This is a genomic window from Bacillus sp. FSL E2-0195 (assembly GCF_038003645.1).
GTDB lineage: Bacteria > Bacillota > Bacilli > Bacillales > Bacillaceae_G > Bacillus_A > Bacillus_A mycoides.
In genome coordinates, this window is sequence record NZ_JBBOPN010000001.1 from 4397504 (window position 1) to 4416981 (window position 19478).

17 protein-coding genes and 3 other annotated features are annotated in these 19478 nt (G+C 37.6%); of the genes, 3 read left to right on the forward strand and 14 right to left on the reverse strand.

The genetic code is table 11. The features are described 5' to 3' along the window. Positions 1 to 12: 12 nt before the first annotated feature. The 8 genes from MHH59_RS22665 to zapA form a co-directional block, all read right to left on the reverse strand. Complete coding sequence (locus MHH59_RS22665; RefSeq protein WP_002167601.1) at positions 13 to 471, reverse strand: NEAT domain-containing protein; 459 nt, start codon at positions 469 to 471, stop codon at positions 13 to 15. Positions 472 to 494: 23 nt separating this feature from the next. Then, positions 495 to 1229 (reverse strand): heme uptake protein IsdC, encoded by a 735-nt coding sequence (gene isdC, locus MHH59_RS22670; protein WP_002184863.1) that lies wholly within the window; start codon positions 1227 to 1229, stop codon positions 495 to 497. A gap of 460 nt (positions 1230 to 1689) precedes the next feature. After that, positions 1690 to 3015 carry a branched-chain amino acid transport system II carrier protein BrnQ6 gene (brnQ6, locus tag MHH59_RS22675; protein ID WP_061673924.1) on the reverse strand — a complete coding sequence of 442 codons (1326 nt, stop codon included), beginning with the start codon at positions 3013 to 3015 and terminating at the stop codon, positions 1690 to 1692. Between the two features lie 113 nt (positions 3016 to 3128). Next, positions 3129 to 3379 (reverse strand) — a binding site (T-box leader). Positions 3380 to 3486: 107 nt separating this feature from the next. Continuing rightward, positions 3487 to 4176: a 23S rRNA pseudouridine(2604) synthase RluF gene (locus MHH59_RS22680; RefSeq protein ID WP_033731387.1), complete on the reverse strand. Its 690-nt coding sequence runs from the start codon at positions 4174 to 4176 to the stop codon at positions 3487 to 3489. Between the two features lie 196 nt (positions 4177 to 4372). Beyond that, on the reverse strand, positions 4373 to 6733 hold the full coding sequence (locus tag MHH59_RS22685; protein WP_078213675.1) for an endonuclease MutS2: 2361 nt from the start codon (positions 6731 to 6733) through the stop codon (positions 4373 to 4375). Between the two features lie 19 nt (positions 6734 to 6752). Further along, a complete protein-coding gene (polX, locus tag MHH59_RS22690; protein ID WP_002129332.1) occupies positions 6753 to 8471 on the reverse strand; it encodes a DNA polymerase/3'-5' exonuclease PolX in 1719 nt (572 codons plus the stop codon). Between the two features lie 55 nt (positions 8472 to 8526). Further along, positions 8527 to 9066 (reverse strand): CvpA family protein, encoded by a 540-nt coding sequence (locus tag MHH59_RS22695; protein WP_002129333.1) that lies wholly within the window; start codon positions 9064 to 9066, stop codon positions 8527 to 8529. A gap of 2 nt (positions 9067 to 9068) precedes the next feature. Next, positions 9069 to 9338: a cell division protein ZapA gene (zapA, locus tag MHH59_RS22700; RefSeq protein WP_002112165.1), complete on the reverse strand. Its 270-nt coding sequence runs from the start codon at positions 9336 to 9338 to the stop codon at positions 9069 to 9071. Positions 9339 to 9461: 123 nt separating this feature from the next. Between zapA and rnhC the strand changes: the two genes are divergently transcribed. Next, positions 9462 to 10400 (forward strand): ribonuclease HIII, encoded by a 939-nt coding sequence (gene rnhC, locus MHH59_RS22705; protein ID WP_078213674.1) that lies wholly within the window; start codon positions 9462 to 9464, stop codon positions 10398 to 10400. 219 nt (positions 10401 to 10619) lie between these two features. Here rnhC and MHH59_RS22710 read toward each other — a convergent pair whose 3' ends face one another. From MHH59_RS22710 to MHH59_RS22735, 6 genes are all read right to left on the reverse strand, one after another. Further along, positions 10620 to 10754 carry a YuzL family protein gene (locus MHH59_RS22710; protein WP_002112167.1) on the reverse strand — a complete coding sequence of 45 codons (135 nt, stop codon included), beginning with the start codon at positions 10752 to 10754 and terminating at the stop codon, positions 10620 to 10622. An 82-nt stretch (positions 10755 to 10836) separates the two neighbouring features. Beyond that, positions 10837 to 11739 carry an SDR family oxidoreductase gene (locus MHH59_RS22715; RefSeq protein ID WP_340852999.1) on the reverse strand — a complete coding sequence of 301 codons (903 nt, stop codon included), beginning with the start codon at positions 11737 to 11739 and terminating at the stop codon, positions 10837 to 10839. Between the two features lie 129 nt (positions 11740 to 11868). Continuing rightward, positions 11869 to 13260: an asparagine--tRNA ligase gene (asnS, locus tag MHH59_RS22720; RefSeq protein WP_002167595.1), complete on the reverse strand. Its 1392-nt coding sequence runs from the start codon at positions 13258 to 13260 to the stop codon at positions 11869 to 11871. A gap of 52 nt (positions 13261 to 13312) precedes the next feature. Beyond that, positions 13313 to 13564, reverse strand: a binding site (T-box leader). A 151-nt stretch (positions 13565 to 13715) separates the two neighbouring features. Beyond that, positions 13716 to 16136: a phenylalanine--tRNA ligase subunit beta gene (pheT, locus tag MHH59_RS22725; protein ID WP_002129337.1), complete on the reverse strand. Its 2421-nt coding sequence runs from the start codon at positions 16134 to 16136 to the stop codon at positions 13716 to 13718. Between the two features lie 18 nt (positions 16137 to 16154). Further along, a complete protein-coding gene (gene pheS / locus MHH59_RS22730) occupies positions 16155 to 17189 on the reverse strand; it encodes a phenylalanine--tRNA ligase subunit alpha (RefSeq protein ID WP_002015457.1) in 1035 nt (344 codons plus the stop codon). Positions 17190 to 17232: 43 nt separating this feature from the next. Further along, positions 17233 to 17461 (reverse strand) — a binding site (T-box leader). 92 nt (positions 17462 to 17553) lie between these two features. After that, complete coding sequence (locus MHH59_RS22735) at positions 17554 to 18351, reverse strand: TrmH family RNA methyltransferase (RefSeq protein ID WP_002015458.1); 798 nt, start codon at positions 18349 to 18351, stop codon at positions 17554 to 17556. Between the two features lie 82 nt (positions 18352 to 18433). On the opposite strand from MHH59_RS22735, the gene sspI reads away from it, so the two are divergent. Together sspI and MHH59_RS22745 are read left to right on the forward strand one after the other, a co-directional pair. Then, on the forward strand, positions 18434 to 18643 hold the full coding sequence (gene sspI / locus MHH59_RS22740) for a small acid-soluble spore protein SspI (RefSeq protein ID WP_000009511.1): 210 nt from the start codon (positions 18434 to 18436) through the stop codon (positions 18641 to 18643). 177 nt (positions 18644 to 18820) lie between these two features. After that, positions 18821 to 19378, forward strand: coding sequence for an HD domain-containing protein (locus tag MHH59_RS22745; RefSeq protein ID WP_340852396.1), 558 nt, complete (start codon positions 18821 to 18823; stop codon positions 19376 to 19378). Positions 19379 to 19478 lie beyond the last annotated feature (100 nt).

Genomic DNA, 19478 nt, shown 5'->3' on the forward strand with positions numbered 1-19478 from the left:
AAAAATTTCCAATTATTTAATGCTGTTCCCATCAAATACAAAACGAATATCATATGAAGCGTTATAATTAATAATTGGGATATTAATTTTCACCTTGCCATTTAGTTTTTTTGACAAGTCAGCAACTTCAAATTCTACAACTCTAGTATTCTCTTTTGTATTTTCACTTAACACAGTAGCTTCTACGAATTGACCATTTTTTTCTACTTGTAAACTTTTAATAGAAGTACTATCTTTCACTTTGAATGAAACATATTGTTTTCCATCTTTAACTGTTAATGTTGCCGGACTTTCAAAATAACTATTCATTCTAGATGATTCATCTTTATCGCCTTTCCATACAGTAAAAGCAATATTATATTTTCCATCAGCTAGTTGTGTAGCAGCTTTTGCATCTTGTAACCCTAGTGTTGCTATAAACGTAAATAAGACAGCAAATACGGCAATAATCATTTTGAATTGTTTAAACATATATTCATCGCCCTTCCAAAGATTTATTTACCTAACTTCACTTTACGAACTAAGAAAACACCTGAAATAAGAAGTAATGCTGCAAATAATCCGATACGTGCTTCATCACTTGTTTTTGGGTTATCTGTTTTTTCAGCTTTCCCACTTTCATTTGTTCCTTTATTTACATCTTTGTTTGTTTCTTTGCTTGTTTCTTTGTTTGTTTCTTTGCTCTCTTCTTTCTTCACTTCTTCTTTTACTTGTGTATTTTTTTGAGTTTGATCTTCATTTTTTGTTGCAGCAGTTTCCTTATTCTCTCCACCTACTGCTTTTACATTTGCATCAAACGCAAAGCGAATTGTGTAGTTATGGTCATAATTTACGTTCGGTACAACAACATGAATTTTTACAGCTGCTGGTTTAGATAAGTCGTCTATTTTAAACTCTACAGTTCTTTTATCTGCAGATTCATCTTTACTAACAACTTTTGCATCAACAAAGTTCCCGTTCTCTGGTGCTTTAAATTCTGTAATCCAAGCACTATGATTCATAGGAATTTGTACTCTCATCTCACCATTTTTTACAATTAACTTAGCTGGTTTTTCAAAATAATCATTTGCCATTGAAGCTGAATCATTTTCTGCTTTTTGTATGACATAGTTAATATCGTAAGTACCGTCAGCTACATTTGCCGAAGCTTGTCCGAATGGCACTACGAGAAAAGCTAGCATACATACGAATGTCATAATAAAAGCGGGTAATACCGAAAACTTTCTCATTTACCTTACTGCCTCCTTGTTTTTCTTTTTTGAAAATGATAATTATTCTCAATATATAAGAAAAAAAATAATCTTTCTATCTCTATTTTATAACGAGTAACACTATGTAGTTAGAAATATATTGATTATCATTCTCATTGATAGACAAAAAAATAATCCCACCAATTTTTCCTATAAGAATAAACATAAAACTCTTTCATCATTTTATTGATTATCATTCTCAACTAATTCCAAAAAAAATAAACCGCCTAATTCTATCGTTCTATCACCTCTTCTTACAAAAATGATATAGTCATAGAAAACCTCTTCCCTTCCAATATTTCCACAACTAAGTCAATCTTAGCCTACTGGTAATTTTTTTGTCAACTATATTACGTATAAAATTTTTAATATCTGAATTCTTCTATATATAATTTTTCTACAAAAAAAGAGGCTTTCTTTTAAAGAAAGCCTCTTTCCCTTATTTTTCTACAGCAATTTCTTGCTTTTGAAATAAAGAAACTACATATCCAATTGCAATTCCAATGATACCCGGAACTAGCCAACCAATCCCTACACTATATAATGGAATTTTATCTAAAATAGGAGCAAGGGCCGCTACTTGAAGATTTGCATTATGCAATCCATCAAAGAAGCTAATTGCAAATGCGCCTACAATACCGCCTACATACATAGCTAATGGAAGACGAATATAGTTTTCAACAAGTGATAATACGATCAGTACGATACCAATTGGGTAAATTGCAATTAAAATCGGCAATGCTAATGCGTTTAACTGAGTTAAACCAAGATTTGCTACCATAAATGCTAATACAGAGAAAATAAAAATGACTTTTTGATAAGAAAGCTTTGGTAATAACGAAGAAAAATATTCTCCACAAGCTGCTACAATACCGACAGAAGTTGTTAAGCATGCTGCTGTAATTGCGATACCTAGTAATAATGTTCCGTAGCTACCAAATAAATGATTCACGACGTTTGTTAAAATAATTCCGCCGTTTGCTCCCATTCCAAGTGAAACACTTGAAGCTCCAAGGTAAGCAAGTGCTAAATAAACAAGAAGTAAGCCAAGTGCTGCAATAAATCCTGCAAAGATTGTTACTTTCGCAATACTGTTCTTATTTGTAATGCCTTTTGCTTTTAAAGCATTGATCACAACATTTCCGAAAACAAGTGCTGCAAGTCCATCTAAAGTTAAATATCCATCAATAAAACCTTTAAAGAGTGGGGCACTATACGCTTCTGTAGGGGCACCAAACTCTCCCATTGGAGTCATAATTGCTTTCGCTACAATAATTGCAATAACAGCTAATAAAATTGGAGTTAACACTTTACCAATGCGCCCCACTAATTTCGATGGGTTTAATGCTAAATAGAAAGTTACCGCAAAGAAAATAAATGTAAAGATGACAAGTGGATAAGCCTGACTAGCTACCTCACTTGGTAAAAATGGTGCAATGCTCATTTCATAAGCAACAGTCCCTGTACGTGGCACACTAACAAATACGCCTAAACATAAATAAATTGCAGTAATGAAAATTAGCGCGAATACAGGATGTACACGTCTTGCTAATTCATTAATATCTCCCTTTAGAGCTATAACAATAACTCCTAATAAAGGCAGTCCTACACCTGTTACGATAAAGCCAAATAACGCGATCCATACATCTGTTCCAGCACCTTGCCCTAACGCTGGTGGAAAAATCATATTACCGGCACCGAAAAACAGTGCAAATAACATTAAGCTTATTGCAAACATCTCAGAAAACTTTAAAGATGACTTCATTTCTACTACCTCCTAATTATTTTATTGACAAAATATTCTGAATTAAAATCCGTCACATATCCTCTTTCAAGCATACTTCCCCGTAAAAGAACGCAAAAAACACCCGTCCCTAACAAAGGGACGAGTGTTGAAATCGTGGTTCCACCCTTATTCTAATAAAATGAATTTATAACGAAATAAGCTCATTTTATAGCTCGTGTAAATTGATAACGGTTTTATCCGCCAAGAATTACAATGCATCTGCAGTTCACTCTTGAAGTTTAGAGGTGGTAAGTTTGTCTTTCCGTATTAGGAAGCTCACAGCCTAAGGCTTCCCTCTCTGAGAATCGTCAAAAACAACTCATGTCCTCATCATTACTTTTATAAAATATGTTGTCGAAACTTGTTGTTTTTTATTATATGGGCTATTTTTTAAAAAATCAATAGTTTTATTTTTTCTGACAAAAAAATATAGGGAGAAAACTTTCCTCCCTATAACTGCCCTATTAATATTTCTAATTCCTTAGGTGTAATGTCTCGCCATTTTCCAGCTTCAAGCTCATTTAGCTCTATATTCATAATGCGTACTCGCTTTAGCTTTGTTACAGTAAATCCGAAAGCACGACTCATTCTACGAATTTGCCTATTCATTCCTTGCGTTAAAACGATGCGGAATGTAGACTGATTAACTCTCGTCACTTTACATGGCTTCGTCATTCCATCTTTAATCTTTACACCGCTGGACATCTCATCAATAAACCAATCTGTAAACGGCTTATCAACAGTGACAACATATTCTTTCTCATGCTCATGATCACCGTGCAAAATTTGATTCGCAATCGCACCGTCATTCGTTAATAAGATGAGTCCTTCCGATGCTTTATCTAATCGTCCAACAGGAAAGATTCGTTCTGGATAATCGATATAATCAATAATATTATCTTCAATATGTTCAGCTGCTGTACAAGTAATTCCGACTGGTTTATGGAAGGCAATATACACCTTTTCTTTCTCTTCTTTTACAATAACTTGCCCATCAATCGTTACAATATCACCTTCATTAACGAGTGCACCGTGCGTACATACTTCACCGTTAATACAGGCACGTCCTGCTTTAATGAGACGGTCTGTTTCACGTCTTGAGCAGGATTTTGCTTCGCTTATGTATTGGTTGATTTTCATGTTTTGTTCCTTTTCTTATAGATTAAAAGCGTCAATCCATGGCGATATCATTATGCCAAGATTGACGCTCCTTTACTTCGCAAAAACAACTAAATAAATAACCCCAATTACCAAAAATATTCCGCAACAAGCTAACAATACTTTTGCAAGTTTGTCCATAAACATATAATGGTTTCCCCTTTTGTTTGGTTGTTTGCTATTTTAATTCGACAACTGTTACGCCTAGGCCTCCCTCGCCCATGTCACCGTAGCGGTAGGTTTTCACACCGCGATGTTTCTTCAAGTAATCTTGTACACCTTGGCGAAGCGCTCCTGTTCCTTTGCCGTGAATAATTGATACACGAGGATAGCTTGCAAGCTGTGCATCGTCTAAATATTTTTCAACGCGCATCATTGCATCTTCATAACGTTCGCCGCGAAGGTCTAGCTCTAACGACACGTGATAATCTCTACCCTTCACACTTGCGACTGCTTTTTTCTCAGTTTGCTTCGGTGTATTAATGTATTCCATATTGGATTCTTTCACTTTCATCTTCAGAATACCAATTTGTACGCTCCACTCTGTATCACTTACTTTTTTAAGCAATTGACCTTTTTGACCGAACGTTAACACTTTTACTTCATCACCTGCGCGTAATTGTTGTTTTGGCGCTGTGTTTTTCACGTTTACTTTTTGTTTCTTCACAAGCTCTGGCGCCGCACCTTCTAGACGGCTCTTCGCTTCAATAAGCTCATGGTCTTTCACGTTTATAAGCTGTGCTTTACGCAATTGACGAAGTTCTTGAATAATGCCTTCTGCTTCTTGCTTTGCAGCTTCGACTTTTTCTTCCCCTTCTTTTTGCGCTTTTAATAATTTTTCATCGCGCTCATCGTTAAATTCAATAATTTGACGTTGTAATTCACGATGAAGTTTTTCAGATTGCTTACGATGCTCTTCCGCTTCTTTTCGTTCGCGCTCTGCATTTTTTTGGCTTTCTTCTAGCTTTGCAATCATATTTTCGATTTTGTTCGTATCTGTACTAATATGGTTACGAGCGCGATCAATAACGCGATCAGACAAACCAAGACGCTTCGAAATTTCAAAGGCGTTACTACGTCCTGGTACACCGATTAATAATTTGTACGTTGGGCTTAATGTATTCACATCGAACTCAACGCTCGCATTAATAACTTGCTCACGATTGTATCCATATGCTTTTAATTCTGGGTAATGCGTCGTTGCAACAACGCGAGCACCACGGTTACATACTTCATCTAAAATAGAAATCGCTAGTGCAGCCCCTTCTTGCGGATCTGTCCCAGCACCTAATTCATCAAAGAGGACTAAACTTTCAAAATCAGCTTTTTCTAAAATATCTACAATGTTTACCATATGAGAAGAGAATGTACTTAAATTTTGTTCAATCGATTGCTCATCACCGATATCAGCAAAGATGTTTTTAAATACACATATCTCTGATTCATCCATTACTGGAATATGAAGACCAGATTGCGCCATTAAGACACAAATACCGACTGTTTTAAGTGTAACTGTTTTACCACCTGTATTCGGTCCTGTAATAACGATTGTTGTAAAGTCTTTACCAAGCATAATGTTATTTGGCACGATAATTTCCGGATCAATAAGCGGATGGCGTGCTTGTTTTAAATCCATGTAGCGTTCATTATTTACGATTGGCTTCGTCGCTTTAATTCGCTTCGCATAAAGAGCTTTCGCAAAAATAAAATCAAGATTTGCAACTACTTCTACGTTTGATAAAACAATATCAGCTTCCACTGCCACTTCTTCCGTTAACATCATTAAAATGCGTTCTACTTCTTGTTTTTCTTTCACACGTGCTTCTTGAAGTGCGTTATTTAATTCCACGATTACTTGCGGTTCGATAAATAATGTTTGTCCAGAAGCAGATTGATCGTGAACAATACCACCATATACGCCGCGGTATTCTTGTTTTACCGGGATTACGTAGCGTTCGTTACGAATCGTTACAATTGCATCTGATAACATTTTTTGCGCGTTTGAAGAACGCGTCATGTTTTCTAATTTCTCACGAATACGGCTTTCCGCAGTACGAATTTGATTACGAATACCACGCAATTTGTCACTTGCGCTATCGACTACTTCACCGCCGTCACCAATACAATTTGTAATCTTCTTTTCTAAATCATATAAAGACACAATTTGCGCGACATGTGTTTCTAAAATTGGAAGCTCAACACCGTTGTCAATCATATCGTCAATGAAACGTTTCATTTGGCGACTACCGTACATCGTACTTGCGATTTCAATTAATTCATAAGGACTTAACATACTTCCAATTTTCGCACGCTTAATATTTGAACGAATATCAGAAATCCCTCCAAGTGGTACATGTCCTTTTAAACGGATGACTTTCGCTGCCTCATCCGTTGTTTCTTGCAATTCCACAATTTCTTCAAAATCTGTGCTTGGCACTAAATTCTTCACTTTATCACGACCAAGTGAAGATGCTGTATGTTCAAGTAATTGTTCTTTTACTTTATTGTATTCTAATACACGCAACGTTCGTTCTAACATGTTGCAGGTCCCCCCTGTATTACTTATTACGTTTAATATAGTCTAATAAACGTTCAATATCCCATGTGTTAATCACGTTATCTTTTTGAATCCAACCTTTACGCGCTGCTGCTACACCTGTTTCCATATCTTCTAACATTTCAAGTGTATGGGCATCCGTATTAATCGCTACTTTTACACCAGCATCTTGTGCTTGTTTTAATAATTTCGCGCTTAAATCTAGACGGTTTGGATTTGCATTTAATTCTAAAACTGTATTTGTTTCTTTTGCGAGCTGGATTAATAAATCTGTATCTACATCGTAACCCTCACGGCGCCCAAGAAGACGTCCTGTCGGATGGGCAATCATTGTGACATGCTTATTCTCAAGTGCAGTGCGAAGACGCTTCATAATCGTTTCACGGTCTTGTGAGAAGCTTGAGTGAATAGCTCCAATGACATAATCTAGTTCTGCTAATACTTCATCGTCAAAATCAAGTGTCGCATCTGGTAAAATGTCCATTTCAATCCCGCGCAAAATTGTAATGTCTGGATACTTTTCATTCATACGTTCAATTTCTTTCGCTTGTTCACGAAGACGCTCTTTCGTTAAACCGTTCGCTACTTTCAAGTATTGCGAGTGATCAGTAATTGCCATAAATTTATATCCATGAGCGCGGCACGCTTGTACCATTTCTTCAATTGAAAAAGCACCGTCACTCCACGTTGTATGCATATGTAAATCACCCTGTATATCAGAGAACTGAATTAAGTTCGGATACTCTTTAATTAATTCAATTTCTTTTCCATCTTCACGCACTTCTGGTGGGATGAATGGAAGGCCAAAGTGGGCGAAGAATGCTTCTTCTGTTTCGAATGTTTTCACTTCACCTGTGTCTAAGATTTCCACACCGTATTCACTAATTTTCTCGCCTCTATCTTTCGCAATTTGGCGCATTTTTACGTTATGGTCTTTTGATCCGGTGAAATGGTGAAGAGTTGTAATAAATTCTTCTGGTTTTACTAAGCGGAAGTCAATTGAAATATCATATTCATATTGAAGACGAACAGATACTTTCGTATCTCCACTTGCAATCACTTCAATCATATTATCAAATTGTAGTAAATGTTCACGCACTACTGCTGGCTCTGTCGTTGCAATGATGAAATCTAAGTCCTTCACTGTCTCACGAACACGGCGTAAACTACCAGCGCGTGAGAAACGAATTATTTCAGCAACATTCGACAATTTCTCCTCTATTTCCCCGGCAATAGGCAATACCATCGCAATTGGTAAACGCTCTGGACGAGAGCCTACTTGATCAATTGCTTCTAATATTTTCTCTTCTGTTTTCTTACCGAATCCAGCTAAAGCTTGTACTTTATTTTCTTCACAAACAGCTTTTAACGTTTCCATATCAACAACACCAAGTTCTTTGTATAACTTGGCCACCTTCTTACCACCAAGGCCTGGTAGTTTTAATAGTGGTAATAAACTGCTTGGTACTTCTTTTTCAAGTTCTTGTAGTACTTCAGATGTTCCCGATTCTATATATTCTTGAATAACTGCTGCCGTTCCTTTTCCGATACCTGGAATCTTTGTGAAATCTTCAATTTCAGAAAGACTACGGTCATCACTTTCTAGTGCTGCCGCCGCTTTACGGAATGCAGATATTTTAAATGGATTCGCGCCCTTTAGTTCCATAAATAGGCCGATTGTCTCTAGTAATTTGATAACTTGTTTTTTATTCACTTTCATCATTGCCCCGCCTTTCTTTCATAGAAAAAAACTTCTCTTTCCGAAAAAAGAGAAGTTACACTCTGCTACCTGTCTGCCATAGTTCCTTCACCTTTTCAGAAAGAATCGGTGTATCGTCTACAATTATTTTGCTAATTGATGATTTTTGTAATGGTGTTTGTATTTGTTCAATTGGAAGAATTGTTCCAACAATAATTAAGACAAACAGAATGATATACACTTCTAAAAAGCCAAGAAGTGCCCCAGCAACCGCATTGACTTGCTTTAAAACTGGGATTTCTGCAAACATATTCAGTAAATTACCAAGTAGTGAAAGTGCGATTTTTGTAATAATAAATAATACGATAAACGCAATTGCTTGATAGAAGACACCCTCAATATTATTCGCATCTATCCATTCTGGAACAGAAACATTCTTATCAAATGGATACGGAATAATTTTCGCAAGTGCTGGCGCTAAATCTTTACAATACCAGTATGCAACGAGGTATGCGATAATAAAGCTTGTTAACTTTACAAGTTGCAAAATAAATCCTCTGCGTAAACCGAGGAAGAATCCCATAACAAGCAATAAAATGATAATAATATCAATCATGTTTATTCAATTCCTTTTTGTGTCATACTTTCTTTCAATTTCTCATGTTCTTCTTTTAATTTTATGTAATCGTGTATGACGTTTACCGCCGTCAATACCGCTAGTCTACTCGTATCAAGCGAAGGATTCTTGGCATTGAGTTCGCGCATTTTATCATCCACAATCGCTGCTACCATGCGGATATGACTTGTACTTTCATCGCCAACAACTGAATACTGTTGGCCATATATTTCTACATTAATTCGACTTTTATTTCCCTTTTGTTGTGACAACTCACCGGCCTCCAATCACGTACAGAATCCTAAAGTTTATCATACCATGAACCATCATAATATGGAAACAGAAAGAACAATCCGATATGATAAAAATAACAACATAAAAAAGGAGCGACCATTTTGTCAAATTCTATCGTAATACAAACAAGTTCTACAGTAATTGAAGACATGAAACAACAATACAAACAAGCACTTAGCCCCAAAATTCCGCAAGGCGGTATCTTTATGGCAAAAGTTCAATCTTGCACAATTACAGCTTATAAATCAGGAAAAGTGATGTTTCAGGGTGGACGTGCTGAAGCAGAAGCTTCTCGTTGGCAAACTGTCTCTCAAACACCAAAATCAGCTGTAAAAAAATCGGTCAATTCACATCGTTATGCGCCGCCCGCTTCCATCGGCACAATGTCTATTCTAGGATCAGACGAAGTAGGTACTGGTGATTACTTCGGACCGATGACAGTAGTTGCTGTATATGTGGATGCAAAGCAAATTCCACTTTTAAAAGAACTTGGTGTAAAAGACTCCAAAAACTTAAATGATGCTCAAATTGCTGAGATTGCAAAACAACTCCTTCACGTTGTTCCTTACAGCTCCCTCGTTCTTCATAATGAAAAATATAACGAGCTATTTGATAAAGGAAACAACCAAGGTAAACTAAAAGCTTTACTGCATAACAAAGCCATCACAAACTTATTGGCAAAAATCGCACCTACAAAACCAGAAGGCATCTTAATCGACCAATTTACACAGCCTGATACATACTATAAATATTTAGCGAAACAAAAACAGGTACAGCGTGAAAATGTTTACTTCGCTACAAAAGGTGAAAGTGTCCATTTAGCAGTAGCCGCCGCTTCCATTTTAGCTCGTTACTCATTCGTAAAACAATTTGACGAACTAAGCAAAAAAGCTGGTATGCAACTTCCGAAAGGTGCTGGTAAACAAGTTGATATTGCCGCTGCTAAATTAATTCAAAAAGTCGGTAAAGAAAGACTACCTGAATTTGTGAAAGTGCATTTTGCTAATACAGAGAAGGCGTTTCGGTTACTGAAAAAATAACTACTTTTTAGTATCGACAGGATATGGATGAACTAAACAAGGCGAAAAGAATTGAATTCTTTTCGCCTTTTATGAATAAAAAATGGATAAATAGGATCTCACACGTTCCTATTTTCGCCGCACTTATTCTGTATATATATATATATTTAAATTTAGACTGATATATATTCATTTACTATTCACCTAAAAAAGAGAGTCTCCATGACTCCCTTTTTATGTTTAACTTCGTTTCTGCTTCTTATTTGATGAAGGTACTTTATAAGAACCCGTTTCATGCGTAGTCGTTCCTTGTCCTTCCACTTCCGGAGAACCTAAGCTTGATCTAGAATGGTCTGTTTTCACTTTCTTACTCATTACAATCACCCCCAAGATTACTTTTCACTTAAGAGTAAAAAACTATTCAGCATAACCATCTGAACATATACTGGCTACTCTTTTATCCTCCTGTCTGTTTTTCACTAATGTCCCATAGACGTTTTGCGGCATCCTTATCCAAGGCAGCTTCAGACATTTTTCCTATTTGCTTATCGGCATAGTAATAACCACTATGATCAGTAAATTCAGTTGATTCTGCTAGCCATATTAGAGTTTCAGCACCTTTCTCGGGTGTACGAGAGAAAGGTTTCATTGCTGCCATAGTTAAGCGAGCAACTAGACCATTGTCCTGGTTGAAATTCGTAGCCACTAGCCCTGGATCGAAGCTGTATGCACTAACACCCGTCCCCTCCAACCTCTTTGCCAATTCAGCGGTAAATAAAATATTTGCTAGTTTTGATTGAGCATAACGCATTGTAGGACCACCCATAAATTTCTTAACACCACGATAAAGTTGTTCTGCATCTAAATCACCGAAATCAATTCCCTTTTTAGCCATTTTGTGACCGTGAGATGCGGTGGTGATAACACGAGCAGGAGCACTTTCTTTTAAACGCTCCAACAGCAAATTAGTGATTAGGAATGGACCTAAATGGTTAACCGCCCAAGTCATCTCCAAATCGTCCTCTGTAAGCTGCCTTGTTTGAAATAAAGCACCAGCATTATTCACTAATATATCTATTCTCGGACACCTTTCCAAAATATCAGTAGCTACCCGGCGTATAGATTGTTGGGAAGCCATATCAGCTAAAAATAGATCTATCATCACATCCCCATTCGTTACATCCTTAATTTGAGCAATAGCAGCATTCGCTTTTTCCTCGTTACGTGCAATGATTCCTAGTTTGGCACCGCGCTCTGCAAATGTCTTAGCTGCCGCTAATCCAATACCACTTGTTGCACCAGTAATCACCACATACTTGTCATGCAGTGCCCACTTTGTATGACTTTGAATCTCCCCCATTGTACAAAAACCCCTTCCCTTGCCCATAAATATTTCATTCGTTTTACTATATGTGAGATATGAACGAACCTATGAACAACATTTTTCCAAACAAAAAAAGCGAGAGCAGTTGCTCTCGCTTTTTTCATCTTAAAACTCAGAAGAACCTGGAGTTCTTGGGAATGGAATTACGTCACGGATGTTAGCCATGCCAGTGATGTACATTAGGAAGCGCTCGAAACCTAGACCGAATCCAGCGTGTTTTGTACCGCCGTATTTTCTAAGTTCTAAGTACCACCAGTAGTCCTCTTCGTTCATACCTAATTCTTTAATTCTGTCTACTAAAACGTCCATTCTTTCTTCACGTTGACTTCCGCCGATTAATTCGCCGATGCCAGGAACTAGAAGATCAGTAGCTGCTACTGTTTTACCATCTTCGTTCATACGCATGTAGAATGCTTTAATGTCTTTCGGATAGTCAGTTACGAATACAGGGCGTTTGAAGATTTCTTCTGATAAGTATCTTTCGTGCTCTGTTTGTAAGTCAATACCCCATTCTACTGGGTATTTGAATTCAGCACCTGATTCTTGAAGTACTTTAATTGCTTCTGTATAAGTGATGCGACCGAAGTCAGAGTTGATTACGTTGTTCATGCGCTCTAGAACTGTTTTATCAACGAAGCTGTTGAAGAAGTCCATTTCTTCTGGTGCATGCTCTAGTACGTATTTCATTGCATATTTCAGCATATCTTCTGTAAGATCCATTACATCGCCTAACTCAGCGAATGCAATCTCAGGCTCAACCATCCAGAACTCCGCTGCGTGACGAGTTGTGTTTGAGTTTTCCGCACGGAATGTAGGTCCGAATGTGTACACATCACGGAATGCTAATGCATAAGCTTCAGCGTTCAGCTGTCCACTTACTGTTAAGTTTGTTTCTTTAGCGAAGAAGTCTTTTGATTCGTCAACTTGTCCGTCTTCACCTTTTGCTACGTTGTTTAAATCTTGCGTTGTTACGCGGAACATTTCGCCTGCACCTTCTGTATCACTACCAGTAATAATTGGTGTGTGAACATGTACGAATCCACGCTCTTGGAAGAATTGGTGAATTGCAAATGCTGCGATAGAACGCACGCGGAATGTTGCTGAGAATGCATTTGTTCTTGGACGTAAGTGAGCGATTGTACGTAAGTATTCAAACGTATGACGCTTCTTTTGAAGTGGGTAATCAGAATCTGATAAGCCCTCGATATCAATTTTTTCTGCTTTAATTTCAAATGGTTGCTTCGCTCCAGGTGTTGCAATTACTTTACCTTCTACTTTAACTGAAGAGCTTAGTGGAAGCTTTGCAATTTCTTTGAAGTTCTCTAATTCTGTATCGAAAACGATTTGAACACCTTTGAAGAAGCTACCGTCGTTTAATTCGATGAAACCAAATGCTTTTGAATCACGTAAGTTACGAATCCAACCCGATACTTGTACTGTTTGATCTGCGTATTTATCTGTATCTCTATACAGACTTTTTACTAATGTGTTTTCCATAGTAAAATTCTCCTTTACTCATATATTTAAATACAAAAAAACCTTTCATCCATAAAGGGACGAAAGGTTAAACTTCGCGGTACCACCCAATTTGTCATAAAGACCAACTTTAACTCGTATGTAATACATACTTCCCGGTTTGTAACAGGCCGGATTCCCGTCTAAGTCTACTCTTGAATACAAGCTTCAATTTCGGTTAGCAACTCCAAGGTGTTCTTCACATATACCGCCTCATCAGGCTCTCACCGTCCCTGACTCGCTTTGGATTATAGTATATACTACTTTTCCTTATCATCGTCTTTCGTTTTGTTAAACTAAAATTAATGTACTACATTCGAGAGAAAGATGCAAGATGCCAGAAAATATATCAGCGATTTTTATAATATATCGACTTACCGACATTTTCCGACAATCGTGCCATAAAAAAATTGCCGGAATTAATCCGGCAATTTTTTTTACTTACGTAACTCCGCACCAAATTTCTCTTCTACCGCTGTTAATACACGGTTATGCGCTTCTGTTACTTCTTCGTCTGTTAATGTACGTTCTGCATCGAAGTAGTTCATAGAGAATGCAAGTGATTTCTTGCCTTCTTCCATTTTTTCACCTTCGTATAAGTCGAATAGTGCTACGTCTTTCAGAAGTTCTCCGCCAGCTTCAGCAATGACTTGCTTCATTTCACCAGCTTTTGTTTCTGTTGTTACTACAACAGCCATATCACGTGTCATAGATGGGAAACGTGGAATTGCTAAGTAGTAAGTTTCCTCAGCGTCTGCACCGAATACTTTTGCAAGAGATAATTCGAATACGAATGTATTTTTCACATCTAATTGTTTTTCTGTTTCCGGGTGCAATTGACCGATGAATCCGATTGCTTCACCATCTAATACGATGTCAGCTGTACGGCCTGGGTGCATACCTTCACGTTTTGCTGGTGCATAAGTGATTTGATTTGCCACGCCAAGTACGTCGAATAATCCTTCTAATACACCTTTAACAACGAAGAAGTCTACAACTTTCTTCTCACCTTGCCATGCATGGTGAAGAGCAAGACCTGTCATAACACCTGCAAGATGTTGTTCTTCTTTCGGAAGTTCTCCTGCTTCTGTTGGTAAGAAGATAGAACCTACTTCATATAATGCAACGCTGTCGTTTTTACGTGCAACATTGTATGAAACTGCTTCTAACAATTGTGGCACTAAGCTTAAACGAAGTTGGCTACGCTCTTCGCTCATTGGAAGCGCAAGATTTACAGGAGCTTTTTCGTTCGGCTCAACCATATATTGTTTCGCTTTGTCAGCGCTTGTTAATGAATATGTGATTGCTTCATATAAACCAGCACCTTCTAGGAAGCGGCGTACTTTACGACGTTTCGTTTGTGCTGATGTTAATTTACCACGTGTCATTGTTCCAGATGGTAATGTAACTGGAATGTGATCATAACCATACAGACGACCTACTTCTTCTACTAAGTCTTCTGAAATTGTAATGTCAGGGCGACGTGCTGGTACATTTACATGGAATGTTCCTTCTACTTCTGTGAATGGGAATTTCAGGTTTGTGAACATTGTACCCATTTCACTCGCAGAAATATCTGTACCTAATACACGGTTTACTTTTTCAGCTGTAACAGATACTGTACGTTCTTGTACTTGTAAGTTATCAGCTTCTACTACACCTTCAAGTGCTTCTCCACCAGCGTATTTTGCCATTAAAGCAGCTGCATGTTGAATTGCTTCAAATGTACGTGTTGGGTCGATTCCCTTTTCAAAACGTGCACTTGATTCGCTACGAAGACCTAAGTCTTTTGATGTACGGCGCACTGTTTGACCTGCAAAGTATGCAGACTCAATTAGAACGTTTACTGTCTCGCTATCAACTTCAGAATCCGCTCCGCCCATTACACCAGCAACAGCTAACGCTTTTGTGCCATTTGTAATTACAAGATGGTGGCTTTGTAACGTACGTTCTTGAGCATCTAATGTTTGAATCTTTTCGCCTTCTTTTGCAAGACGAACAACGATTTCTTTTGAACCTAATTTATCGTAATCGAATGCATGTAACGGTTGACCGTATTCCATTAAAATGTAGTTTGTAATATCAACTACATTACTAATTGGACGAATGCCAGCTGCCATAAGACGAGTTTGCATCCACATTGGTGATGGACCAATCTTTACGTTTTTAACCATTTTTGCAATATATAATGGGTTTTCTTCTTTCGCTTCTACACTTACAGAAATGTAATCAGAAGTTTTTTCTGCTGTTTCTTGTAAGTCGATAGCTGGAAGTTTTACTTCACGGCCGTAAATAGCAGCTACTTCATATGCAACACCTAACATGTTTAAGCAATCTGCACGGTTTGGTGTTAAACCAAGCTCAAGTACTTCATCATTTAAATTTAAAATTTCAAGTGCATCTGCACCAACTTCAGCATCACTTGGGAAGATGAAGATACCGTCTGCATATTCTTTCGCAACGAATTTCCCATCAATACCAAGCTCTTGAAGAGCACAAACCATACCGTGAGAAGCTTCCCCGCGTAGTTTTGCTTTTTTAATTTTGAAGTTACCAGGAAGTACAGCGCCAACTTTTGCAACTGGTACTTTTAAACCTTTTGCAATGTTAGCAGCTCCACAAATAATTTGAACCGGCTCTTCTTCACCGATATCGATTAAGCATTTGCTTAATTTATCAGCTTCTGGGTGTTTTTCACATTCTAATACGTGACCAACTACAACACCTTTTACACCTTTATTTAATACTTCAACACCTTCTACTTCAATACCACTTTTCGTGATTTTGTCTGCTAGTTCTTGTGCTGTTACATCTTTAATATCTACATACTCTTGTAACCAACGATATGATACGAACATATTTATCCTCTCCTTCCCTTACGCTCGTTTGAATTGTTGTAAGAAACGTACATCATTTGTATAGAAATGACGAATGTCATCTACGCCGTATTTCAACATTGCGATACGCTCTGCGCCCATACCGAATGCGAAACCTTGATATTCTTTTGAATCATAACCAGCCATTTCAAGTACGTTCGGGTGAACCATACCTGCTCCTAAAATTTCGATCCAGCCAGTCCCTTTACAAGTGCCACAACCTTTACCGTGACACATCATACAAGAAATATCCATCTCTACAGACGGCTCTGTGAATGGGAAGAAACTTGGACGAAGACGGATTTCACGATCTTCACCGAACATCTTTTTCACGAATACTTGCAGTGTACCTTTTAAGTCACTCATGCGAATGTTTTTATCAATTACAAGACCTTCAATTTGCATGAATTGGTGTGAATGCGTCGCATCATCGTCATCGCGGCGATACACTTTACCAGGACAAATAATTTTAATCGGTCCTTTTTCTTTATTCTTTTCCATCGTACGTGCTTGCACAGAAGATGTATGTGTACGTAGTAACGTTTCTTCTGTAATGTAGAATGTATCTTGCATATCACGCGCTGGGTGATCTTTCGGTAAGTTTAATGCTTCGAAGTTGTAGTAGTCTTTTTCTACTTCCGTCCCTTCAGCTACTTCATAACCCATACCGATGAATACATCTTCAATTTGTTCAACAACTGCTGTTAACGGATGGTGACAACCTGTTTCAACAGGACGACCTGGCAGTGTAACATCAATTGTTTCAGTAGCTAATTTCGCCTCAATTACTGCTTTTTCTAAGTTGCCAATTTTGTCTTCTAGACGCGTTTGAATCGCTTCACGTACTTCATTTACTAATGCTCCCATACGTGGACGCTCTTCTGCTGATAATTTTCCCATGCCGCGTAATACTTCTGTAATTGGACCTTTTTTCCCTAAATACGCTACGCGTACGTCGTTTAAGCCCTTTAGCTCTTTCGCTTCTTCAATAAGCTCTAACGCTTTTTGCTTTAGCTCTTTTAAACGTGCTTCCATTTGGAACCCTCCTAATTTTAAAAATAAAAAAACCCCGCTCCCAAAAAGGGACGAGGTAAATTCGCGGTACCACCCTAAATTGACAGAACAAGTCTGCCCACTCATTAGTTATAACGATCAATTCTGACCGGAACGCCTTTACATATAAATGGTCCTGGCGCCAACTCCAGAGGTGAATTCACTTCCATCTACCATAAGAATGCTTTCAGTCTACGGCACTCTCTCCCTATATGGCGATTTTGTAAGCTACTCTTCTCTATCAACGTTTTTCATTAATATACTTTTATTATATGTTCAAAAAAGTTCGATACTCATTTCACCACTTTTTTATGAACATGTACTTCAACTTATTATAAGAAGTTTTTTATCGATTCGCAACTGGGCTTTGTAAATAATACGTTAAAATCCCTGCTGCAACCGCAACATTTAATGATTCTGCCCCGCCGTAAATCGGAATATACAAGTTTTGATCACTTTTCGCCAGAATTTCTTGGCGTACGCCGCTTCCTTCATTCCCTACAATTAATGCAAAACTTCCAGCCGGGGTTACTTCACCAAATGGAACTCCATTTTCAAGAGCTGTTCCATATACAGGGACGTTATTTTCTTTTAACTTGTCTACCCATTCTTCTAAGTTCCCTTTTACAACCGGTAAGTGGAAAATAGAACCTTGTGTAGATCGTAGTACTTTACTATTATAAACATCAACGCACCCTTCTCCAAGCACAACGGCATGAATACCAGCTGCATCCGCTGTACGAATAATCGTTCCCAAATTACCTGGGTCTTGAAGGCCGTCTAATAAAAGAAATTTCCCATCAGTAAGAGCTACTTCTTTCTCATGTTTCTCACAAACAGCAAATACACCTTGCGTTGTTTCTGTTTCGCGGAGTACTTTTACAATTGCTTCAGGCACAATATACATTTCAACATCATTAACTGTCCAATCTTTCGGAAGATCTGTCTGATCTGAAACGATAAGTTCTGTTACAACTCCTGCCTTTAACGCTTCCTCTACTAAATGGAATCCTTCTACAAAAAATAAAGCTTTGTTATCGCGCTCTTTTTTCGTCTGCAGCTTTTTCCACTGCTTCACACGCGGGTTTTGTACTGAATCAATGTTTTTCATAATATGTATTTCCCTCTCTTCTTGTCTTATCATTATAGCCTATTTTTCATACATATTTACATAAAAAAGAACAAAAACTAACGTCAGTTTCAATTCTGAAGAAGAGGTGAAGATAATGAGTTTTAATTTACGCGGCGCGGTATTAGCGAATGTATCTGGAAATTCACAAGACCAATTACAAGAAACGATTGTCGATGCAATTCAAAGCGGTGAAGAAAAAATGCTTCCAGGTCTTGGCGTTTTATTCGAAGTCATTTGGAAAAATGCTGATGAAAATGAAAAACACGAAATGTTAGGAACACTGGAGCAAGGATTAAAAAAATAAGCAATAAAAGGTCACCTTAGAAAAAAAACTAAGGTGACCTTTTATGTCTATAAAATTTTTCTTCTCCTAAACATTTCTACTTTACTAACGCTGATTGATGGAGTACAATGTTCAAAATACATTTAAACCGATCGATTTTCTTCATATACATCATTGGATAAAAGGAGTGAATGTTTTATGCACCGTATTACGCTTGAACAAATTTTTAAACATCACATTACGCAAAAATATGTAAACCGTTCTGGAATGGTCCACGCGATTGCTGTCGCTTATCATGCGTTTCACTTAGCCAAAAAGCATCACGCCTCAGTCGATGCTGCGACAAAGGCTGGCTTCCTTCATGATATCGGACATCATACGTGGTACACGGGCGGCGAATGGGACTATGACTTGTATAAAAAGAATGATATACATGCGATTAAAGGGGCAGAAAGATCTCATAAATTGCTTATTAGATTAGGAGAACATCCTAAACTAGCAAAAGAAATTTCTATTGCGATTCTTCTTCATACAGATTCTTTCTTAGTACAGCAAGAAATTGAAAGAACATCTCTTCAAAACATTATTAAATGGGCAGACGAAGCAGATGAAGAACCGGGCGGAGCGCATCATTATAGAACGATTTCTTATGAAAAAGCATTGAAAGCAATTCAGCAATTAGACCAATTGGTAGAGCGTGAATTACAAATAGAGCAAAAGAAATTGAATGACAAGGCAGAACATAGTTATCAATGAGAAAGAGGCATCACTATAGGGTGATACCTCTTTTATTATTTTGCGAAAAATACACCTTTGTATGTAATATTTAAATGTTACACTCAAAAGCAAAATACTT